Source organism: Brevibacillus sp. FSL K6-6036 (genome assembly GCF_037964015.1).
Lineage (GTDB): Bacteria > Bacillota > Bacilli > Brevibacillales > Brevibacillaceae > Brevibacillus > Brevibacillus borstelensis.
On sequence record NZ_CP150173.1, the window covers coordinates 1218199 to 1237283 of the forward strand.

At 56.2% G+C, this 19085-nt stretch carries 19 protein-coding genes and 1 riboswitch; of the genes, 11 read left to right on the forward strand and 8 right to left on the reverse strand.

The window, feature by feature from the left end; translation table 11 throughout:
• Positions 1–207: 207 nt before the first annotated feature.
• Positions 208–813 (reverse strand): TetR/AcrR family transcriptional regulator, encoded by a 606-nt coding sequence (locus tag NST37_RS06255; RefSeq protein WP_003388136.1) that lies wholly within the window; start codon positions 811–813, stop codon positions 208–210.
• Between the two features lie 205 nt (positions 814–1018).
• Between NST37_RS06255 and NST37_RS06260 the strand changes: the two genes are divergently transcribed.
• The 3 genes from NST37_RS06260 (at position 1019) to NST37_RS06270 (ending at position 4107) form a co-directional block, all read left to right on the forward strand.
• Entirely contained in the window at positions 1019–1588 is a 570-nt protein-coding gene (locus NST37_RS06260; protein WP_003388135.1) for an FAD-dependent oxidoreductase, read from the forward strand.
• Between the two features lie 118 nt (positions 1589–1706).
• Positions 1707–2390: a hypothetical protein gene (locus NST37_RS06265; protein WP_031932184.1), complete on the forward strand. Its 684-nt coding sequence runs from the start codon at positions 1707–1709 to the stop codon at positions 2388–2390.
• A gap of 178 nt (positions 2391–2568) precedes the next feature.
• Positions 2569–4107, forward strand: coding sequence for an MDR family MFS transporter (locus NST37_RS06270; protein WP_003388133.1), 1539 nt, complete (start codon positions 2569–2571; stop codon positions 4105–4107).
• A gap of 168 nt (positions 4108–4275) precedes the next feature.
• Here the strand turns inward: NST37_RS06270 and NST37_RS06275 are convergent, their stop codons facing one another.
• From NST37_RS06275 to NST37_RS06305, 7 genes are all read right to left on the reverse strand, one after another.
• Complete coding sequence (locus tag NST37_RS06275) at positions 4276–4806, reverse strand: cupin domain-containing protein (RefSeq protein WP_003388131.1); 531 nt, start codon at positions 4804–4806, stop codon at positions 4276–4278.
• 54 nt (positions 4807–4860) lie between these two features.
• Entirely contained in the window at positions 4861–5655 is a 795-nt protein-coding gene (locus NST37_RS06280; protein ID WP_003388130.1) for an ATP-binding cassette domain-containing protein, read from the reverse strand.
• A gap of 6 nt (positions 5656–5661) precedes the next feature.
• Positions 5662–6636 carry an ABC transporter ATP-binding protein gene (locus NST37_RS06285; RefSeq protein WP_003388129.1) on the reverse strand — a complete coding sequence of 325 codons (975 nt, stop codon included), beginning with the start codon at positions 6634–6636 and terminating at the stop codon, positions 5662–5664.
• Positions 6637–6648: 12 nt separating this feature from the next.
• Complete coding sequence (locus NST37_RS06290) at positions 6649–7530, reverse strand: ABC transporter permease subunit (protein ID WP_003388128.1); 882 nt, start codon at positions 7528–7530, stop codon at positions 6649–6651.
• An 11-nt stretch (positions 7531–7541) separates the two neighbouring features.
• Entirely contained in the window at positions 7542–8546 is a 1005-nt protein-coding gene (locus NST37_RS06295; RefSeq protein WP_003388127.1) for an ABC transporter permease, read from the reverse strand.
• 27 nt (positions 8547–8573) lie between these two features.
• Positions 8574–10187: an ABC transporter substrate-binding protein gene (locus tag NST37_RS06300; protein WP_003388126.1), complete on the reverse strand. Its 1614-nt coding sequence runs from the start codon at positions 10185–10187 to the stop codon at positions 8574–8576.
• Positions 10188–10256: 69 nt separating this feature from the next.
• Positions 10257–10964, reverse strand: a complete 708-nt coding sequence (locus NST37_RS06305) for a M15 family metallopeptidase (RefSeq protein WP_003388125.1) — start codon at positions 10962–10964, stop codon at positions 10257–10259.
• A 178-nt stretch (positions 10965–11142) separates the two neighbouring features.
• Positions 11143–11363: riboswitch (cobalamin riboswitch) on the forward strand.
• 222 nt (positions 11364–11585) lie between these two features.
• Between NST37_RS06305 and cobO the strand changes: the two genes are divergently transcribed.
• The 8 genes from cobO to NST37_RS06345 all read left to right on the forward strand — a co-directional run bounded on the left by cobO (position 11586) and on the right by NST37_RS06345 (position 19080).
• Entirely contained in the window at positions 11586–12134 is a 549-nt protein-coding gene (gene cobO, locus NST37_RS06310) for a cob(I)yrinic acid a,c-diamide adenosyltransferase (RefSeq protein ID WP_003388124.1), read from the forward strand.
• Positions 12134–13240: a threonine-phosphate decarboxylase CobD gene (cobD, locus tag NST37_RS06315; RefSeq protein WP_339186436.1), complete on the forward strand. Its 1107-nt coding sequence runs from the start codon at positions 12134–12136 to the stop codon at positions 13238–13240. Before cobO ends, cobD begins: the two co-directional genes overlap by 1 nt.
• Positions 13237–13776: a bifunctional adenosylcobinamide kinase/adenosylcobinamide-phosphate guanylyltransferase gene (cobU, locus tag NST37_RS06320; RefSeq protein WP_024983477.1), complete on the forward strand. Its 540-nt coding sequence runs from the start codon at positions 13237–13239 to the stop codon at positions 13774–13776. The genes cobD and cobU overlap by 4 nt, the downstream gene beginning before the upstream one ends.
• Positions 13773–14591: an adenosylcobinamide-GDP ribazoletransferase gene (locus tag NST37_RS06325; protein ID WP_003388119.1), complete on the forward strand. Its 819-nt coding sequence runs from the start codon at positions 13773–13775 to the stop codon at positions 14589–14591. The genes cobU and NST37_RS06325 overlap by 4 nt, the downstream gene beginning before the upstream one ends.
• Positions 14588–15226: a histidine phosphatase family protein gene (locus tag NST37_RS06330; RefSeq protein ID WP_339186438.1), complete on the forward strand. Its 639-nt coding sequence runs from the start codon at positions 14588–14590 to the stop codon at positions 15224–15226. The genes NST37_RS06325 and NST37_RS06330 overlap by 4 nt, the downstream gene beginning before the upstream one ends.
• Positions 15227–16183, forward strand: coding sequence for an adenosylcobinamide-phosphate synthase CbiB (gene cbiB, locus NST37_RS06335; protein ID WP_339186440.1), 957 nt, complete (start codon positions 15227–15229; stop codon positions 16181–16183).
• A gap of 46 nt (positions 16184–16229) precedes the next feature.
• Positions 16230–17948 (forward strand): precorrin-3B C(17)-methyltransferase, encoded by a 1719-nt coding sequence (gene cobJ, locus NST37_RS06340; RefSeq protein WP_003388114.1) that lies wholly within the window; start codon positions 16230–16232, stop codon positions 17946–17948.
• A gap of 103 nt (positions 17949–18051) precedes the next feature.
• The gene (locus NST37_RS06345) at positions 18052–19080 is read left to right on the forward strand and encodes a sirohydrochlorin chelatase (RefSeq protein WP_172921070.1); all 1029 of its coding nucleotides are present in this window, start codon (positions 18052–18054) and stop codon (positions 19078–19080) included.
• Positions 19081–19085 lie beyond the last annotated feature (5 nt).

Genomic DNA, 19085 nt, shown 5'->3' on the forward strand with positions numbered 1-19085 from the left:
TTAAAGTAATTCGGGGAAGAAAAGGATGAAAAGCCCGGGACTTTTTCTTTGGATATTCCGACTGGATTGCGAATATGAATCTTACGTGATCTGGATGAACGACTGCAGATTGTCGGATGCAGTCAACCGGATGATCGGGTATAGACTAGCTATCGGGATGCATTGTCAACTGTATGAACATGTGCAAGCTAGAAGTCGGATGAAGCGTCACCTGCTTTGATAGGGAGCAAGTACGCCGTAAAGCAGCAGCTCGGACATTTCTTCCGTCAACTGCTCCGGCTGTTTCTCCCCGGTCACGATCCATCGCTCGGTCAACTGGTCAATCATGCCGACGATGCAGCAGGCGGCCACTTCGGGGACCAGCTCTTTGCGAATATGGCCGGCTTGCTGATTGTTCAGGATGTGGGCGCTCAATAGCGCGATTACTTTTTCCTTCATTTCTTTTGCGTCTGGAGACTCAAACCAGGCGATCCGGGTCAGTTCGGGCTCGGATTGCAGAAAGGCAAAGACGTCCCGCAGATTTTCTTTGATTTGCCTGGCTGCTTCTCCCGGAGCGAGCGACGCCACTTTTCCGGCTGATTGGGCGAGCGTTGCCAGCTTCATCCGAAAGCTGTCCACCAGCTCTGTAAAGATGGCTTCCTTGCTCGGAAAATAGAGATAAAAAGCAGCCTGGGTCAATCCGGCGGCTTTGACGATGTCGCTGACTTTGGTATGGTGGTAGCCTTTGCGGGCAAACTGGGCAGTCGCGGCAGCAAGCAGCCGCTGTCTGCTGGCCTCGCCTTTTGCGGTCCTGTTTCGTTCTTGTGTTTCCATCCTTGGTTCCCTCCCAAACAAAAGCGACGAGAAAAGTAACTTATCAGTTATTTTTATCACTACTGCGGAGCAGGCGTCAAGAATGGAGACTGCTGATGGTAAGATTGAAAAACCGCGGGCAAACTGTAAAAAATGGTTTCTATTTTTGTTACTTATTATATAATTAAGTTGATTAAAAGAAGTCCAGAAAGGGTGTGTTGACATTATGTACGATATCGCCATTATTGGAGCAGGTCCAGCCGGGGCAAGCGCAGCGCTTTTTGCAGCCAAGGCGGGAAAGAGCACTTTGCTTCTCGACAATGACAAAAGCATGACCAAACGGGCTTGGATTGAGAATCACTACGGAGTAGAGGGAATTACCGGACCGGACATGGTGGAGCTGGGGAAAAAGCAAGCGGCGCACTTCGGTGCTGAGCTGGTCGCTGCCCAAGTAACTGATATTTCCAAATCAGGCGATGGCTTTGTGATTGCCGCAGGAGAAAACGCGACATATGAAGCCAAGCATGTCATCCTCGCCACCGGCGTACTGGTCGAACTGGCGGAAAAAGCAGGCGTGGCGACAAAGCCTGGCACCGAACCCCGGATCAAAACAGTCATCGACGCAGATGCGGCAGGGAAGACCAACGTACCCGGATTTTGGGCTGCCGGGACATGCGCGGGAGCCAGCGTCCACACGATTATCACCGCAGGCGACGGAGCGAAGGTAGCGATCAATGTCATCAGCGAGCTGAACGGCGAGCGCTACGTCGACCACGATATATTGAAGACAAATTAATCAGCCATTTCTTGCTTCCCCAGGCACCTTTTTCTTGTATAATAGTTCTGAAGTCATTATTGATTTGGGCAGAACCATTTGCTACATAGATCAGGTTACTTACGGAGCTGAATACGAAATGAAAAAAGTCCTGGGGATTACATTGATGGTGGCCTTGCTTGGCCTCAATGCGTACATTTGGCCTGCGCTGATCAAGTCGGTATCGGCGGGGACAAAGGCAGCGGAGCCAAAGGCCGAATCTCGCGTGCAGGCGACAGCGGCAGGGACGGATTTTTCCAACCAAGACCCGAAAAAGACCGAGGTCGCTTTTCAGCAGTTCGCAGCTAGAGAAAATACCGCTGCTTCCCCTCAATTGCAATCTGCAGGGGCGGGGGAACAGAAGCAAACGGCCCAGTCGGCGGCCTCCAAGTCTCCGGCCAAGAAGGCCACTCAGACTGCAACTGCGAGAAAAAAGACGCAGCCGAAAAAACAGGCAGCAAAGAAAACACCGGCACCAAAGGTACAGACGCAGCAACAGCCGGAAGCTTCTCCTGGCTATAACGCTCCGTTTTACACGGACGAGGGCGTTTATGTAGTCGATTACGGCAGTCAGCGAAGCAATTGGGTCGAGCTCTCGGATGGGTCTATCATGCGCAAAAGCGATGGGGTGCGGACCTTTAATATGCCGTTCTCCAAAAATGTGTACACCGGAGAGATCAAGCCGATGGTGGAACCGATGTCGGAAGCCGGATACAAAATGTATCAGAGCCAGCAGGCTGGCTTTCAACCGTCTGTAACTACGCATTACAGCAATCCCCGCTGATCGCCAGGCTGATGAGAATGACGGGTTAACCGCATCTCGGGGCCTGAGCGGTCCAGCGGTCTTCCTTTTACAGCGCCATGTCATGTGCGCTGTTTTTTTATCAATCTTTTCATAACAACTCGTTGGCCTGGATTACAATATAATTCGTGGGCAAGCATGGAAATAGGAGGGGTGCGGCGTGATTGCCAAAGAAAGCAAAACGGGATTTGTCGTAGCCGGGCTCCTGCTCGGTCTGCTGATGGCATCGATGGACAATACGATTGTGGCTACAGCCATGGGGACGATAGTGTCCGAGATGGGGGGAATGGACAAGTTCGTCTGGGTGACCTCCGCTTATATGGTAGCCACGATGGCGGGGATGCCGATCTTCGGAAAGCTGTCCGACATGTACGGACGCAAACGGTTTTACATTTTTGGCCTTGCCGTCTTTTTGCTGGGCTCCATCCTGTGCGGGACAGCGGGCAGCATGATCGAGCTGAGTGTATACCGGGCGATCCAGGGGATTGGCGGAGGCGCGCTGATGCCGATTGCCTTCACCATCATTTTTGATATTTTCCCGCCGGAAAAACGGGGAAAGATGACCGGACTGTTCGGAGCTGTCTTCGGTACATCCAGTGTCTTTGGTCCGCTGCTTGGAGCATACATAACGGAGTATTTCGGCTGGCATTGGGTCTTTTACATCAATGTGCCGATCGGGCTATTGTCCCTGCTTTTTATCAGTCTGCACTACAAGGAGTCGCTGGCGCACAACAAGCAAAGCATTGACTGGTGGGGTGCGATAACCCTGGTCGGTGCCGTCGTCAGCTTGATGTTTGCTCTGGAGCTTGGCGGCAATCAGTACGCATGGGATTCGGTTCAGATCATCGCGTTGTTCGCTGTGTTTGTGATCCTGTTTGCCGCCTTTATCGCGGTTGAGCGGAAGGCAGCGGAACCGATCATCTCGTTTGCCATGTTCAGAAAGCGTTTGTTTGCCGCGAGCAACGGCGTGGCGCTCCTGTACGGCTCGGCGTTTATCATTGCGACCATCTACATTCCAATCTTTATTCAAGGCGTATTTGGCGGGAGCGCGACCAACTCCGGCCTGCTGCTCACGCCGATGATGCTCGGCTCTGTTGCCGGCAGCCAGGTCGGAGGGCTGCTCACGACCAAGACGAGCTTCCGCAACATCATGCTGATCTCAGCCGTGTTTTTCGTTCCGGGGCTTCTTTTGCTCGGAACGCTCTCGCCGGAAACCTCGCGCGTCATGGTAACGATTTATATGATTCTTACCGGCTTTGGCGTCGGGTTCTCTTTTTCCGTCCTGGGGATGGCGGCGATTCACAATTTTGACATGCGGCAGCGAGGATCTGCCTCGTCGACCAACTCCTTTTTCCGTTCGCTCGGGATGACGCTGGGGATCACGATTTTTGGCATCATTCAGCGAAATTTGTTTGAGAGTGGCTTGAGCACTGCTCTTGCGGGAAATGGCGGTGCGATTCCAGGCGGGTCACTCTCCGATCCGAGAGCTATTCTATCGCCGGAGACAAGAGCACAAATTCCGGCTCCCGTTTTGGAAAAAATAACGGACACGCTGGCAAGCTCCATCGCCCATACCTTTCTTTGGGCGCTGGTCCCCGCCATTCTGGCCGTTCTGTTTATCCTGATGATGGGAAATGAGCGGGTGGCAGCTCCCGTTGGGCAGGCGAAGTCGCCCAAGCCTGCCGGGGATCGTACATAGTCGGGGGAGAGGCGAGATCTCCGCATGGAGACAGACGCATCACTCTTGTATTTATTCCTTCCGATTAAGCGATAAACGACGATAAACGACGGTAAAAAGCTCCGAGGCTGCAAGCTGGCCCCGGAGCTTTTTTGATCAGACGGACGTTGTTCTGGTGTCGAAGGAAACCTACGTAGCCCGTGCCCAAATCGCCAGGGAGACAGAGTTTCCAGGGTTGATAAACCGATGGGGCGACGAGCTGTTGAAACCGATGCTGTCGCCTTCGTACAGATGGTACTCGCGATCGGCGAGCAGCACCTTCAGCTCGCCCTTGAGAATGAAGCCGCACTCTTCTCCGGAGTGGGAAATCTGCTCCTGCTCCAGTGTCTCCCCGGGCTCGATTTCGATCAGCAGGAATTCGATTTTTCCGGCCTGTATGGGCGTGAGTACGTGATACTTGACGTGGGTGTTCTTCAACTGAATGATCTTGTGCTGATCACGTCGGATGACAGGTTCTTCGTCATCCTTTGCCTTGAAAAAATGATTGATCGGTACATCGAGAGCGGAGCAGATTTTCCAAAACGTTCCTACGGTGGGATCGACCAGGCCGCGTTCGATTTGGGAAAGCAGGCTCATGCTGAGACCGGTCCGATTGGCAAGATTTTGCAGGGTCAGCTGTTTTTGTTTGCGGATTTCTCTAAGTTCCGCTCCGTTGAACATGGTATCGACCTTCTTTGCTATGCAAGCTAGTCTGTTGGCTCATGTGTTCTTCATTCATGCGTGAAGAGAGGCGTTTTCCTTGTGCAGGCTTGGAAGGGACGACAACAAGGTCTTCGTGTAGGCTTCCTGCGGATGCTTAAAAATGTCTTCAACGGTTCCCGTCTCCACAATTCTTCCCTTCTGCATGACGGCCATCCGGTCGCACATGTAGCGAATGACCGCCATGTTGTGCGAGATGAAGAGATAGGTGAGGCCCCGTTCGCGCTTTAACTCCTTCAATAAATTGAGGACATGCGCCTGAACGGAAACGTCCAGAGCCGAGGTGGGTTCGTCCAAAATAACGAACGTCGGATCGGTAATCAGGGCCCGTGCGATGGCGATTCGCTGGCGCTGGCCTCCGCTGAATTCGTGGGGATAGCGCGGCAGATGCTCCGGCTTGAGGCCTACCCGTGCGATCAGGGCGTGCAATCGTTCCGTGCTGCCCTTTTGCCTCCGTTCTTCGGCAGGCAGGGCCCACAGCGGCTCGAGTATGATGTCTTGAACCTTCATCCGCGGATCGAGAGAGGACTGCGGGTCCTGAAAGACGATCTGCATCTCGCCAGGCTTCCTTCTGTTGAATTTTTTCCCGTTCCAAAGCGGACTTCCTTGGTACAGAAGGGACCCGGAAGTCGGGTATTCCAGTCCTGTTACCATTTTTCCCAGCGTGCTTTTGCCGGAACCGGATTCGCCAATCAGGCCAAACGTCTCACCGGGATAGATCGAAAAAGCGGCGTCAGAGACAGCGTGAAACAGTTGGCTTCCCTTCCCGTATTGCTTGCTGACGCCGGAAAGCTGCAGCAGTGCTTCCATATGTAATCACCTCACCCAGCAAGCGACTTGATGTGTACCTGTCGATGCGTCTCGCGAGCCCGGTACCGGCTCCAAAACAGGATGGTCCTCGCGGCAGAGCGGCAAGGCACGGTCGCAGCGCGGCGCGAAAACGCAGCCGGACGGCAAATTCCGCAGATCGGGAGACTCCCCCGGGATCGCATGCAGCGGCTGATCAGGGGAAGCGAGGTCTGGCAGGGCTCCGATCAGGGCGCGTGTGTACGGATGAACGGGATGAGCGAGTACTTCATCGGTCGTTCCCGTTTCAACCACTTCACCCGCATACATGACGACGACCCGCTGGCATACCTCGGCAACGACACCGAGATCGTGGGTGATCAGCATGATGGACGTGCCGCGTTTTTCAGCCAGCTCCTTCATCAGCTTGAGAATTTCATGCTGGATGGTCACGTCCAGCGCTGTAGTCGGCTCGTCGGCGATCAACAAGTCAGGTGGCGCCGACATCGCCAGCGCGATCACGACCCGCTGGCGCATGCCGCCGCTCAGTTCAAACGGGTACTTCCGTGCGACCAGCTCCGGCTCGTTGATCTTTACCTCCGCCAGGCTGAGGACGGCTTGCCGGTAAGCTTCCTTGTAGGCGATCTCACGGTGCCGGTGAATGACCTCGGCCAGTTGATCCCCGATCCGCATCGTCGGGTGGAGGGCCGTCATCGGCTCCTGGAAGATCATGCCGATCTGCTTGCCCCGAAGGGATTGCTGCTCCTTTTTGTGAAGCTGCAGGACGTTTCTTCCTTTATAAAGAATTTCTCCGTTTTTGATCGTCGCATTGTTATCCAGCAGCCCGAGAATGGTTAGCGCCGTAACCGACTTGCCCGAGCCGGATTCTCCCACGATGCCGACAATTTCCCCCTGGTCGATGGAAAAAGAGACGTGGTTCAGCGCTTTGACGGTCTGCTGCATCGAGGAAAATTCGACAGACAGGTCTTTGATTGTAAGAAGCATAGGTATCTCTCCCTATCGGTTGGCTTTCGGATCGAGGATGTCCCGAATGCCATCGCCGATCAGATTAAACCCGCACGAGGCGAGGAATAGGGCAAGCCCAGGGAAGGTGGGATACCACCAATAATCAAGCAGGTATTTCCAGCCGATACTGATCATCGCGCCCCATTCCGGCGTAGGAGGCTGAGCGCCCAGGCCGAGGAAGCCGAGTGTTGCGACGAGCAGGATGGCATCGCCGATATCCAGCGTGACCTGGATGATCACGGGGGAGACGGCATTGGGAATAATGTGGCGGGTAATGATCCGCCAGGGCTTGATGCCGAAGGTGACAGCCGCTTTGACATACAGCTTTTCCCGCAGAGCCAGTGTTTCCGCACGGGCCAGCCGGACGTAGACAGGTATCTTGATGATGGCAATGGCCAGCATGGCGTTCTGGAGGTTGGGGCCGAGAACAGCGGCCACCGCCATCGCCAGCACGAGCGAAGGAAACGCGAGGACGATATCCATCATCCGCATGATGATCTGGTCGACGCGGCCGCCGAAGTATCCGGAGATCGCCCCGATGACCGTTCCGACCAGACCCGCCGAGAGAACGACCGCTACGCCAACGCCGAGCGACAGGCGAGCGCCGTACAGAATGCGCGTAAAAATATCGCGTCCCACTTCATCTGTTCCGAACCAGTGAGCAGCGGACGGAGGGGAGAACCGCTCCGGGATATTGATCTTGGTCGGGTCATGCGGGGAGATGAGCGGCGCGCACACGGACAAGAGCAGCAGCATGACGAGCAGAAACAAGCCAAACAAGGTGAGCGGGCTCTGCCGGATCCGGAACCAAAAGGGGTTTACCTTACGGGACGGCTGGGCAGCAGTATCCGCTTTTGCCGATAGACTGGACATGGTGGCCCCTCCTATTCCTTGATTTGCGGGTCTAGTACGTAGTAAGTGAGGTCAACCAGCAGGTTGATCACGACGTACCCGAAAGATATGACAAAAGTGAAGCCCATCATCGCCGGGAAGTCGAGAAACGCAATCGAGTCGACGACGTATTTCCCCATGCCGGGCCAGCTGAAAATCGTTTCCGTCACGACTGCTCCGCCAAGCAGCGAGCCAAAGGAAAGACCTACGACGGTAATCGTCGGGATCAGCGCATTTCGCAAGGCGTAGCGGATCAAAAGGACAGGGCCGTGGATGCCGTTGGCCAGCGCGGTCCGAATGTAATCCTGTCCGAGTACCTCCAGCATGCTGGAGCGGACCTGGCGGGTGACGATTGCCAGCTGAGCAAATGCCAGCGTAAAGGCAGGCAGGATCAGATGCCACAAGCTGTTTTTAAATGCGGCCCAATTGCCCGTGAGCAGGCTGTCAAACAGGTAAAGGCCGGTAATTTTGGTCGGAGCCGGGACAGTCAGGTCCAGCCTGCCGCTGGATGGCAGCGCCCCGAGAAACTTGTAAAAGATCAGGATGCCGACGAGGCCGCTCCAGAACACGGGTGTAGAGATTCCCGCGATGGAGAAAAAGCGGCTGGAGTGGTCCCAGCCAGTGTCCTTTTTCACGGCGGACAGGACGCCCAGCGGTATTCCGATGGCGATCGCGATAATAAAAGCGGTGATGGCCAGCTCCAGCGTTGCAGGGAAAAAGGCGATCAGATCATGGACGACAGGCTGCTGCGTGCGAATCGAGGTGCCAAAGTCACCTGCAAAAAGCCCTTTCATGTAGGTAAGATATTGGACCCAGACCGGCTGGTCCAGGCCCAATTGGCGACGAACTTCTTGCAGTGTTTCCTCACTGGCGCGCTGTCCCACCATCATCCGCGCCGGATCTCCCGGGATCACATGAGAGAGGAAAAAGGTGATCAATGTGACCCCGAGGAGCACCAGCACCAGCATGGCGAGACGTTTCAGGATGATCTGTTTCATGAGGAAAGCACTCCTTTATTCAAGGCGTTATTTAGACATCTCCGCCAGGTTGTAAATGCCCTCCAGCATCGGGTTGTAGACGAAGCCTTTGACGTTTTTGCTGACCGGCAGGAGGAAGTCCTTTTGATACAGATAAAGGTAAGGCGCTTCATCAATGACGATCTTCTGCGCTTCCTTGTACAGCTTCTCGCGCTCTGCCTTGTCGTTGATCGATGCGGCTTTGCGCACCAGCTCGTCCACTTTGTCGTTTTTATAGAAGGCGCGGTTTCCGGCCAGACCGAAGTTGACGGAGTCAAACCAGTAGTTCATGAACATGTACGGGTCGCCGAAGTCCGGGCTCCAAACGCCAAGAGCGAGGTCGAATTCGCCGGCGTCAATCATTTCGCGGGACGTGGCGTAGGCGATCTTTTTGAGATTGAGCTTTACCCCGATGTCGGCGAAAAATGCCTGCAGGGTGAGTGCTTCTGTCTCCCACCACGGTTTGTTGTCGGAATACAGCAGATCGAGGGTCAGGTTGGAGACGCCTGCTTCCGCCAGGAGCGCTTTGGCTTTTTCCACATCGCGCTTGTACTGATGGGCAGATTCATCATGCCCCCACAGACCTTTTGGAATTGGACCGCGCATTTGCGTAGCGTAGCCTTCCTGCACGGATTCGGTCAGGGCGTCATAGTCGATCGCGTAGCTTAACGCCTGGCGAACCTTCGGGTTTTTGAGCGCTTCGTTGCCTTTGGAGGAGTTTACGTACACGTAGTCGACGAACAGGCTCGGTTTTTGCAGGACTTCTACGTTGGGCAATTCTTTGACGGCTTTCAATTGTTCATTGGGGATGCCTTCGGCGATGTCAATCTCGCCCTGTTCCAACTGCAGGCGCTGAGCTGTCGCATCCGGAACGATTTTGAAGTATACGGTTTGGAATGCGGGTTTCACTGTGGAGTGCGGGTTGACGGTGAGCTTGAGATATTCGCCTTTTTTCCATTCTTCGAGCTTGTACGGGCCGCTGCCCATCGTGTTGTTTGCGAGGAAGTTTTGGCCCAGATCGCCGTTTTGTTCTTCTTCTTTTACCTTCGGATTGACGATGCCGCCGTAGTTGGCTGCGAGAGTCGAGAGGAATGGCGGGAAGTTTTTGGAGAGAACGAAGGTAACCTGTGTCGGCGAATCGACTTTGACTTCTTTGATCACGCTGTATACGTCAGCCGGGCCTTTCTTGATGGCGAGCGTGCGGTCGAAGGTGAACTTGACGGCTTCTGCCGTGACCGGAGTACCGTCGGCAAACTTATGTCCTTCTTCCAGTGTAAAGGTCCAGGTAAGGCCGTCTTCGCTCACTTTCCATTCCTTGGCGAGACCGGGCTTGACCTCTGTGGACTCCCCGTCGTATTCGACGAGACGTTCGTAGGTGGGATAAGTGATTTTCCATGCGGCGTTGTCAAAGGTGACGGCGGGATCGAGCGTGCCTTGATCCGCGTTGATCGCGACGAACAGTGTGTCTGCTGACGTCTTCGGTGCGGTCGGCTCGGTTTTTGCCGGCGATTCCGGCGAGTTGTTCTGAGCTTGAGGCTGGTTCGCCGGTGTGCCGCAAGCGGCAACGAGCATGGAAACAGCGAGAACCAGGCTGGTGAGGACGAATGACCATCTGCGCTTCAAAGAGATCAACCCCCAACATTTTGTTATAAATTTAATATATTTTTAATATATTGCAAAAATTGAGGTTATTCAACTATTTTCGCTATCAATTTCCAAGATTCCCCCGTACATGGCTTGTCCAGTAGTTTGCCGTGCCCAGGAAAGCGTGCCGTATTCGTAATGCCACCACTCTTTGGGGTAATTGACGAAACCGGCCTCGGTCATCAGGTGATACAGAAGACGTCTGTTGGCGCGGATCGTTTTCGCCTGTTCATCAGGGCTGAGAGCGTTTTCATAGAATCGGGTAGAGGCCCGTTCGCTGAAATCGTCAAACTCTGTTCCCATGTCGAGCCACCCATCGGGGCCTTCGATCGTCAGGTCTACTGCTCCACCGGACAAATGGGGCGATGGCTTTTGCACATCCTTGCTGGGGACGGCGACAAATTTGCTCAGTTCGGCCTGAAGCGCCTCGCCTTCTTCCCAGCCCTGCTTGAGCAGTGTTTGCTTGAATCTTTCATAGAGAGAGCCTTGCACCTGGTAGGAGCGCCAGCCGTCAAATACGACGAAGCGATGGCCGTCGGGCAAGCGTTCGGCTGCTTGGACCAGGCGGAGAGCGGCGCTTTTTCGCAAGTACGCTTCGGGAGTGGTTCCGTCGTAGCCTTGCTTGTAGTACATCGGCCAGACCGTAATTTTTTCGGACAAGCTGGAGAGGGGGAGCATTGCTTCGCCGCATTCTTCAAGGAGAGGCTGTACGTAGAGATGTGGCCGCTCCGGAGGAATTGGGAGATCCTGTTTCATCTGGACCACCTCCTGTGTGTGGATATGTTTTCCATCATCCTAGCAAAGAACAAAACTTTAGTAAACTGCATTTAATTTTCATTTGTTGAATAAAACTCGATGATCAGCTTGTTCTTTCTATCCGTGCCCACTTTTGTTATGATGATAGCAAGCGCCAGTCTTTGGCTGGCTGAACATTTCCATATCGCGCAAACAGGTCTTTGCTTCCTGCACGGTGCACGCCGCGGGAAGCGAAGTTAAAAGGGAAGTTTGGTGAAAATCCAACGCGGTCCCGCCACTGTAAGAGAGGAGTTTTCCTTCAAGGCATTTTGCCATCCACTGCCCCGGGTCGGGGACGGGAAGGAGAAGGAAAGCAGCGATTCTCGAGCCAGGAGACCTGCCTGTCTTGCCTGAGCACTGATTTCCTTCGGGTCAAAGGAAGAGGTGGATCGTTGTAGCGAACTGTCCGCGCTTTGTCTCCCTTTGTTTTCCAAAGGGAACAAGGCGTTTTTTTATACTTTTCGGAAGGTTGGCGTGTACTCCCCTGGAAAAGCAGGCGGCAGTTTCGCGTTTCACCCGGAGATTTGCCCGAGTGGCTTTGTATGTTCAAAAGGATTGCGCAGAACGAAGGAGGGGCTGTTGATGAGCAAGGCCGACAACAAGCGAGGGCTGCTGCTGGTCTATACAGGAGACGGAAAAGGCAAGACGACAGCGGCGTTAGGCTTGGCTGTACGTGCAACCGGCAGAGGAAAACGGGTTTTAATGATCCAGTTTATCAAGTCTCCGGAACGCACCTATGGCGAGAAGATTATTTTCGACCGTCTCGGAATCGAAATGGTGCAGATGGGCGTCGGCTTTACCTGGACCAAAACACCGGAGGAGCACCGCAGCGCCCTTGAAAAGGCGTGGAGCTTTGCCCGCGAAAAGGTGCTTGGCGGCGAGTACGATGTGGTGATCCTGGACGAATTGAACAATGCCCTGGCAATTGATCGTTTTCCGATTGACGATGTGCTCCCGCTGGCTGACGTGCTGGATACGGTCCAAAACAGGCCGCGCCACGTCCATCTGGTCATTACCGGCCGCAATGCGCAGCCCGCGATCATCGAGATGGCCGATCTTGTGACGGAGATGAAGCCGGTCAAGCACTACTATGACGAAGGCATTCCCGCTGTACTCGGAGTTGAGTACTGATGGGGCTGCTGGAGACCTACGGCCACGGCGGGGATCTGGTGACGGCTGCAGAGCGCTTTGGCGTATCGGCCGAGGCGTTCCTTGATTACAGCGCCAATATAAATCCGCTCGGTCCTCCGGCAAGGGTCCTGGAAGCGCTGGGGAGGTCGCTTACCGCCGTTATCCGCTATCCTGATCCCGGCCATCGAGCTTTCAAGCGGGCATTGGCTGCCCGGCTGCGTCTGCCGGAAGACGCCCTTTTGCCGGCAAATGGAGCGGCGGAAGCGATGGCGCTGGCCGTGCTCGCTCTGCAGCCGGAAAGCGCAGGTGTGGTGACGCCGTGCTTTTCCGAATATGCCCAACTTTCCCGCCAATTCGGCGCTCGCGTCGTGGAATGCGCGGGACGGGAAGAAAACGGCTTCAAGCCAGACGCGCGGGAGCTGTATCGGCTCTTTCGGGAGACGCAGCTCGTGTTCATCGGTTCTCCGAACAATCCGACCGGTCTATTGTATGAACCAGACGAGCTTTTGCAAATGGCCGAATGGACAAATGAAACCGGTACCCATTTGATTGTCGATGAAGCTTTTCTCGATTTTGCGGCTCGGGAGAAGCAGTTTACACTTGCGGATCGGCTAGGACATTTTCCGCGCGTCCTGTTGATACGCTCCATGACCAAAATGTTCGCTATCCCGGGGCTTCGGCTCGGTTATGCGATCGGTCACCCCGCACTGATCGAGAGGATGAGGAGCAAACAGGTGAGCTGGAGCGTCAACGGCTTGGCCTTGCTTGCGGGAGAGTTGTGTTTGCAGGAAGCGGATTATGAAGAAGAGACGAGGCGCCTCATCGCTGCAGAACGCCGCTTTTTGCTGGACGGACTGCAGTCGGGGCTGGGCTGGCAGGTATGGACGGGAGAGGCCAACTTTTTGCTCGTTCGCTCCCCGGAATGGACAGACGCGACGGCGCTGCAGGAGGAAATGGGCAAACGGGGCATTCTGATCCGCAACTGCGCCATGTATCCGGGACTGACCGCCCGCGATTTTCGCATCGCCGTTCGCTCGCGGGCCGAGAATGAACGGCTGCTGTCTGCCTTTCATGATGTGATGGAAAAAAGGGGGGCGGTCTTGTGAGCCTTATTTTGGTCACAGGGGGCGTTCGGTCGGGAAAGAGCCGTTTTGCCGAGGAATTGGCCCGTGATGCCGCGCAGGACGTGTTGTACGTGGCGACAGGAAAAGCGTGGGACGATGAGATGGCCAGACGAATCGAGCTGCATCGGGAGCGCCGCCCTGATACGTGGGGATTGTGCGAGCTCGGCGGACGGCTGTCCGAATCGCTGGACGCGAGCAAAGGGTACAGTGTCGTCTTGCTCGATTGTCTCTCCACCTGGGTCAGCGGTCGCCTGATGGACATCCCGGAGCAGGCGTGGCGGGACGAATCCATTACAAAAGAGATTGTGGGAGAAGCAAAGGCGTGGCTGGATGCTGTCGCCCAAACGAATCAAACCGTGATTGCAGTAACGAGTGAAGTGGGTCTTGGCGGGGTAGCGATGTCGAGGCTGGGACGATGGTTTGCCGATATTTTGGGCGATGTGAATCAGCAAGCCGCGCGCCAGGCTGACACCGTTTATGCCGTGATCGCCGGGCTCCCCTGGAGGATGAAAGGATGAACGCATTTTTTCACGCGCTGACTTTTTTTACACGCATTCCCGTGCCGTGGCTGAAGCCGTCGGAAAAGGCTTGGCGTGACAGCGTCGCTTGGTATCCGGCTGTCGGGCTGGTGATCGGATGCGTGCTGTGGATCGTGCACGAGGCTGCATTATGGGCCTTTCCGCCGCTGATCGCCGCCGTTTTGACGTGCACGGCCTGGGTGTACATCACGGGAGGACTCCATCTGGACGGGTGGATGGACCTGGCGGATGGCCTCGGCAGCAGCCGTACGCAAGAACGCATGCTGGAGATTATGAAGGACAGCCGCTCGGGTGCCATGGCTGTCCTGGCTGCGATCCTGCTGCTCTTTTTGAAAACGGCAGGGATAACGGAACTGGCGGGTCTGCTGACAAATCCGCCAAACCAGGCAAGCTTGTCGGGTCTGTTAGCAGGTGGCCCAAGAGCGGAAGGGCTGACACTTTATAGCGGCTCTCTCCTGCTTGTCCTCATTCCATTTGCTGCCCGCGCTCATGTGCTGCTCGCGATACGCTGCTTCCCCAACGTTTCTTCCGACAACGGCGTCGGAAAAGGGATCGGTGCAGGGTTGCGGCTCTGGCATATTGTGGCGGCCTACGCAGCTGTCCTCGGACTTGGCTGGTGGATCGCCGGCATTCAGGCGATAGCGGCAGTCGCGGTGTCGCTTTTGTTCAGCCTCTGGTTCGCACGCGGCATCTGCCGCAGGCTCGGAGGACTGACGGGCGATTGCTACGGCGCGATCATTGAAAGCAGTGAAGCAGTGATGCTGCTTGTTGCGGCAGGGAGCTGGTGGACGTGAGATGGATCTGGATCAGGCACGGGGAGACAGAGGAAAATCGCGAAGGGCGCTATCTGGGACATACGGATGTGCCGCTGAATGACGCGGGGGTGGAGCAGGCGGCGCTTCTCGCCAGACAGCTCGGGCATGAACGCCCGGCCCATTTTTTTACCAGCGATTTGCTCCGCTGCGTGCAGACGGCTGATCGGCTGGCAGCGGTCTGGGGGATGAGTCCGATCCGGGTTCCTGAGCTTCGCGAGCTGTCTTTTGGCGAATGGGAGCGGCTCACCTACGAAGAACTGATGGTCAGAGAAAGCGTGCGGGCAAGCCGTTGGTACGACGATCCGTTCGGCATCGCGCCGCCGGGCGGAGAAACGCTGACGCAGTTGGGCGAACGAGTGAACCGCTGGTTGAGCGGCATGTGGAAAGAAATGAGAGATGCATGCGGTTTAACGGAGCCGGATCACACGGTCGCATTGGTGACGCACGGTGGTGTCATCCGCTGGTTTCAGGCGGCCTGGCTGCACGGTGACCCCGGATTGTACTGGCACATGAAAGGCCTCGGGCACGGTCAGGCGATGATCGTGGAGCATGTAACGGGGACGTGGAAGCCAGCATCGCACGCAATCGACATCAGGGAAGAGAGTGAAGCATAGATGACAACCGCTTTTCTCATCGTGGCGGCTTACGTGCTCGACCGCCTGGTTGGAGACCCGCGCAGTCTGCCGCATCCCGTAGTGATCATGGGGTGGTGTATTGCCCGCCTGGAGCGCGCCATCCGGCTGTCTGTCAAACAGGAGAAGGGCTTGAGGGCAGCCGGCTTGCTGTTTCCCCTCCTGATCGTCGGGGGCAGCTATGCGGTCGTCGCCGTACTTGTGTACGGCGCGGGGCTGATCCATCCCTGGCTGGCTATCGCGCTGGAAATCTGGCTGATCTCTACGACGATCGCGACAAAAGGCTTGGCGGATGCCGGATTGGAAATAGGCCGCCACCTGCTGGCCGGGGATCTGGCAATGGCCCGCCGTTCGCTCTCGATGGTGGTCGGGCGGGACACGGAGCATCTGGATGAGGCCGAGATCAGCCGCGGGGCTGTAGAGACGGTGGCGGAAAACATCGTCGATGCCATCGTGTCTCCGCTCTTTTACGCTGCGATCGGAGGCGCCCCGCTGGCGATGGCCTATCGGGCGGCGAACACGCTTGATTCCATGGTCGGCTACAAAAACGATAAATACCTGAATCTCGGCTGGGCCTCCGCCCGCTTTGACGACGTGTTGAATTACATACCGGCCCGCCTCACCGCTCTGCTGTTGGTCGGGGCGAGCTGGCTGCAACGGCTGGACTGGCGCCGCTGCTACCGCATCATGCGGCGGGACGCCGGACTTCATCCCAGCCCCAACAGCGGTCTTCCGGAAGCGGCAGTCGCCGGTGCGCTGGGCGTTCAACTGGGCGGACTGAATTACTATCAGGGCGTGGCTTCTCACCGCGCCAAGCTGGGTGATCCGCTTCGGCCGCTGTGTGCAGGCGATATTGCGGCTACGGTGCGCTTGATGACAGTCACTTCGATCATGTGCACAGCCGGTCTGGCTGCTTTTGCTTATGTTCTGCATGGATGAACAGCGTTTTTCAAATAGAGGCAAAATAATGAAAGGGGGACTTTCTATGAGCGGCAAGCTGTTTGTGATCGGCTTCGGGCCGGGCAGCTTTGAGCATATTACCAAACGGGCGCGGGAAGCGATCGAAGAGAGTGACATCATCATTGGATACACCACTTATGTGGACCTGATCAGAGGGCTGTTGACCGATCAGGAGATCGTCAGCACCGGGATGACGGAGGAAGTGACGCGTGCGCGCGAAGCCGTCCGGCAGGCGGAAGCGGGCAAAAAGGTGGCCGTGATCTCCAGCGGCGATGCGGGCGTGTACGGCATGGCCGGACTCGTTTACGAGGTGCTCGTGGAAAAAGGCTGGACATCTGCGGAGGGCGTGGAGGTGGAAATCGTTCCGGGAATATCGGCGATCAACTCCTGCGGCGCTCTGCTCGGCGCGCCCATCATGCACGATGCCTGCACGATCAGCCTGAGCGACCATCTCACGCCATGGGAGCTGATCGCCAAGCGGATCGACGCTGCGGGCATGGCCGATTTTGTCATCGCGCTGTACAACCCGCGCAGCGGGCGTCGCACCAGACAGATCGTCGAGGCACAGCGCATCCTGCTGCAGTACCGTTCCCCGGACACGCCGGTCGGGATCGTCAAGAGCGCCTATCGGGAGCGGGAGCATATCGTCATCACGACACTGGCAGAGATGCTGAACCATGACATCGGGATGCTGACGACGGTCATCATCGGGAACTCGTCCACATTTGTCTATGACGGCAAAATGATTACCCCGCGCGGCTATCAGCGGAAGTATACGCTTGCGACAGATGAGCAATCGCTGAAGCCCCATCAGCGGCTTCGCGTGGAAAACGAGCCGTGGTCGCTGGAGGCGGCTTCGCAAAACGCTGTGGAACAAGCGGCACCCGACGCAACTTCTTCACTTGTCGAACCACAGGTTGAAAAAGCGGACACAGCGAGCTTGCGGGCCACTCCCCAGCCAAAAGAGGAGACCGGCACATTGACGCCGTTTGACTGGGCGGCTCAGGCTTTGCAGGCAGTAAACGAATCCAGGGGGATCGAAACGGATGCTTCGCTCGTATCCTCCAGCCAGTCCCATCGCCCGGTCTTTGTCCCGGAAATGATTTTCGAGTGCGCGGTAAGTCCGGGCGTAGCCAACAAAAAGTTCACTCCGGCGCAGATGATGGCGCTTGCCCAGGCAGCCGGAGAAAAAGGGGAGCTGGAGTACACGCCGCACCACCAGATCATTTTGCGTGTTCCGACGAGCAACCCGGAGGAGGTAACTGCGCCGCTCCGCAACCTCGGTCTCATCTTGACTCCGGTCGGGGACGTCCTGCAGGTGAAGGCTTGCGACTTCTGCGACGGCGAGAAGAAGGACGCGATTCCGTACGCGGAGGAGATCCACCGCAAGCTGGGCGGACAGGAAATGCCAAAAGAGCTGAAGATCGGCGTAAACGGCTGCGGGATGGCCTGCTACGGGGCAGTTCAGGAAGACATCGGTCTCGTGTTCCGCAAGGGCAGGTTCGATCTGTTCCTCGGCGCCAAAACCGTGGGGAGAACGGCACATTCCGGCTTGCCGGTAGCGGAAGGCATCGAGCCGGAGGACATCGTTCCCTTGATCGAGCGGATTATTGACAGATACAAGCGGGAAGCATTCCCGAATGAAAGGTTCCACAAATTTTTCCAAAGGGTCGGCGAAATCGAGGGATACGTCTGGAGAGAGCCAGCCATTCCCAAAATTGAAAACGCTGTTTGCGGCGACTAGCCGCTAGATTCAAGCGCCAGCATATCCGGGGGTTTTGGTTTTGCAAAAGCAGCAAGGCCCCAAACCACGGGCCAGGCAGAAAAAATAACGGGGAGGAATCAGGATGGACGCGGTACTGTTTGTCGGACACGGGAGCAAGGATCCCGAAGGAAATGAAGAGGTAAGGCAGTTTGTGGCGTCGCTGATGCCAGAGATCGACGTTCCGATTCTGGAGACATGCTTTCTCGAATTTGAACGTCCCGATATGCTTCAGGGATTGGACGCCTGCGTAAAGCGGGGAGCCACTCGGGTAGCCGTCATCCCGATCATTCTGTTCTCGGCCGGGCACGCCAAGATTCACATTCCGGCGGCGATCGACGAAGCAAAAGCGAAATATCCGCATGTGCAATTTATTTACGGACGCCCAATAGGTATTCACGAAGAGGTCCTGAATATTTTGGCCACCCGCATGCAGGAAGCCGGCTTTGCATCCGGCGAGGAGCACGGGGACACAGCCGTTCTGATCATCGGACGCGGCAGCAGCGATGCGGACGCGAACAGCGACATCTACAAAATGTCCCGACTGTTCTGGGAACGCTGGAAGGCAAAGTGGGTGGAGACTGCTTTCATGGGCGTGACCTTCCCGCTGTACGAGGAAGGGATTGAGCGCTGCCTCAGGCTGGGTGCCCGCCGCATCGTCGTCCTGCCGTACTTCCTGTTTACCGGCGTGCTGATCAAACGGATGGCCGACCAGCTTGAACAGTTCCGCGCTCGCTATCCAGAGGCTGAATTTACGCTGGCGGAGTACTTCGGCTTCCATCCGCTGCTCAAGGAAGTGCTGAAAGACCGGGTGGAAGAGGCGCTGCACGGCGAAGTCAAACTGAATTGCGATACTTGCCAGTACCGTCTGGCGGCGATGGAGCATATCGACCATCATCACCACCATCACGACGACGACCATGGGCATCATCACCATCATCACCATGGACACAGTCACGGTCACGCACATAGCCACGGTCACAGCCACGATCACGATCATGGGCACGGTCACGGCCACAGCCACAGCCACGATCACGACCATGACCACGATCATGAACATAAACACGGACACAGCGACAATCACGCCCATGAGCATCACCCTGTAAAGAAATAAGGAGG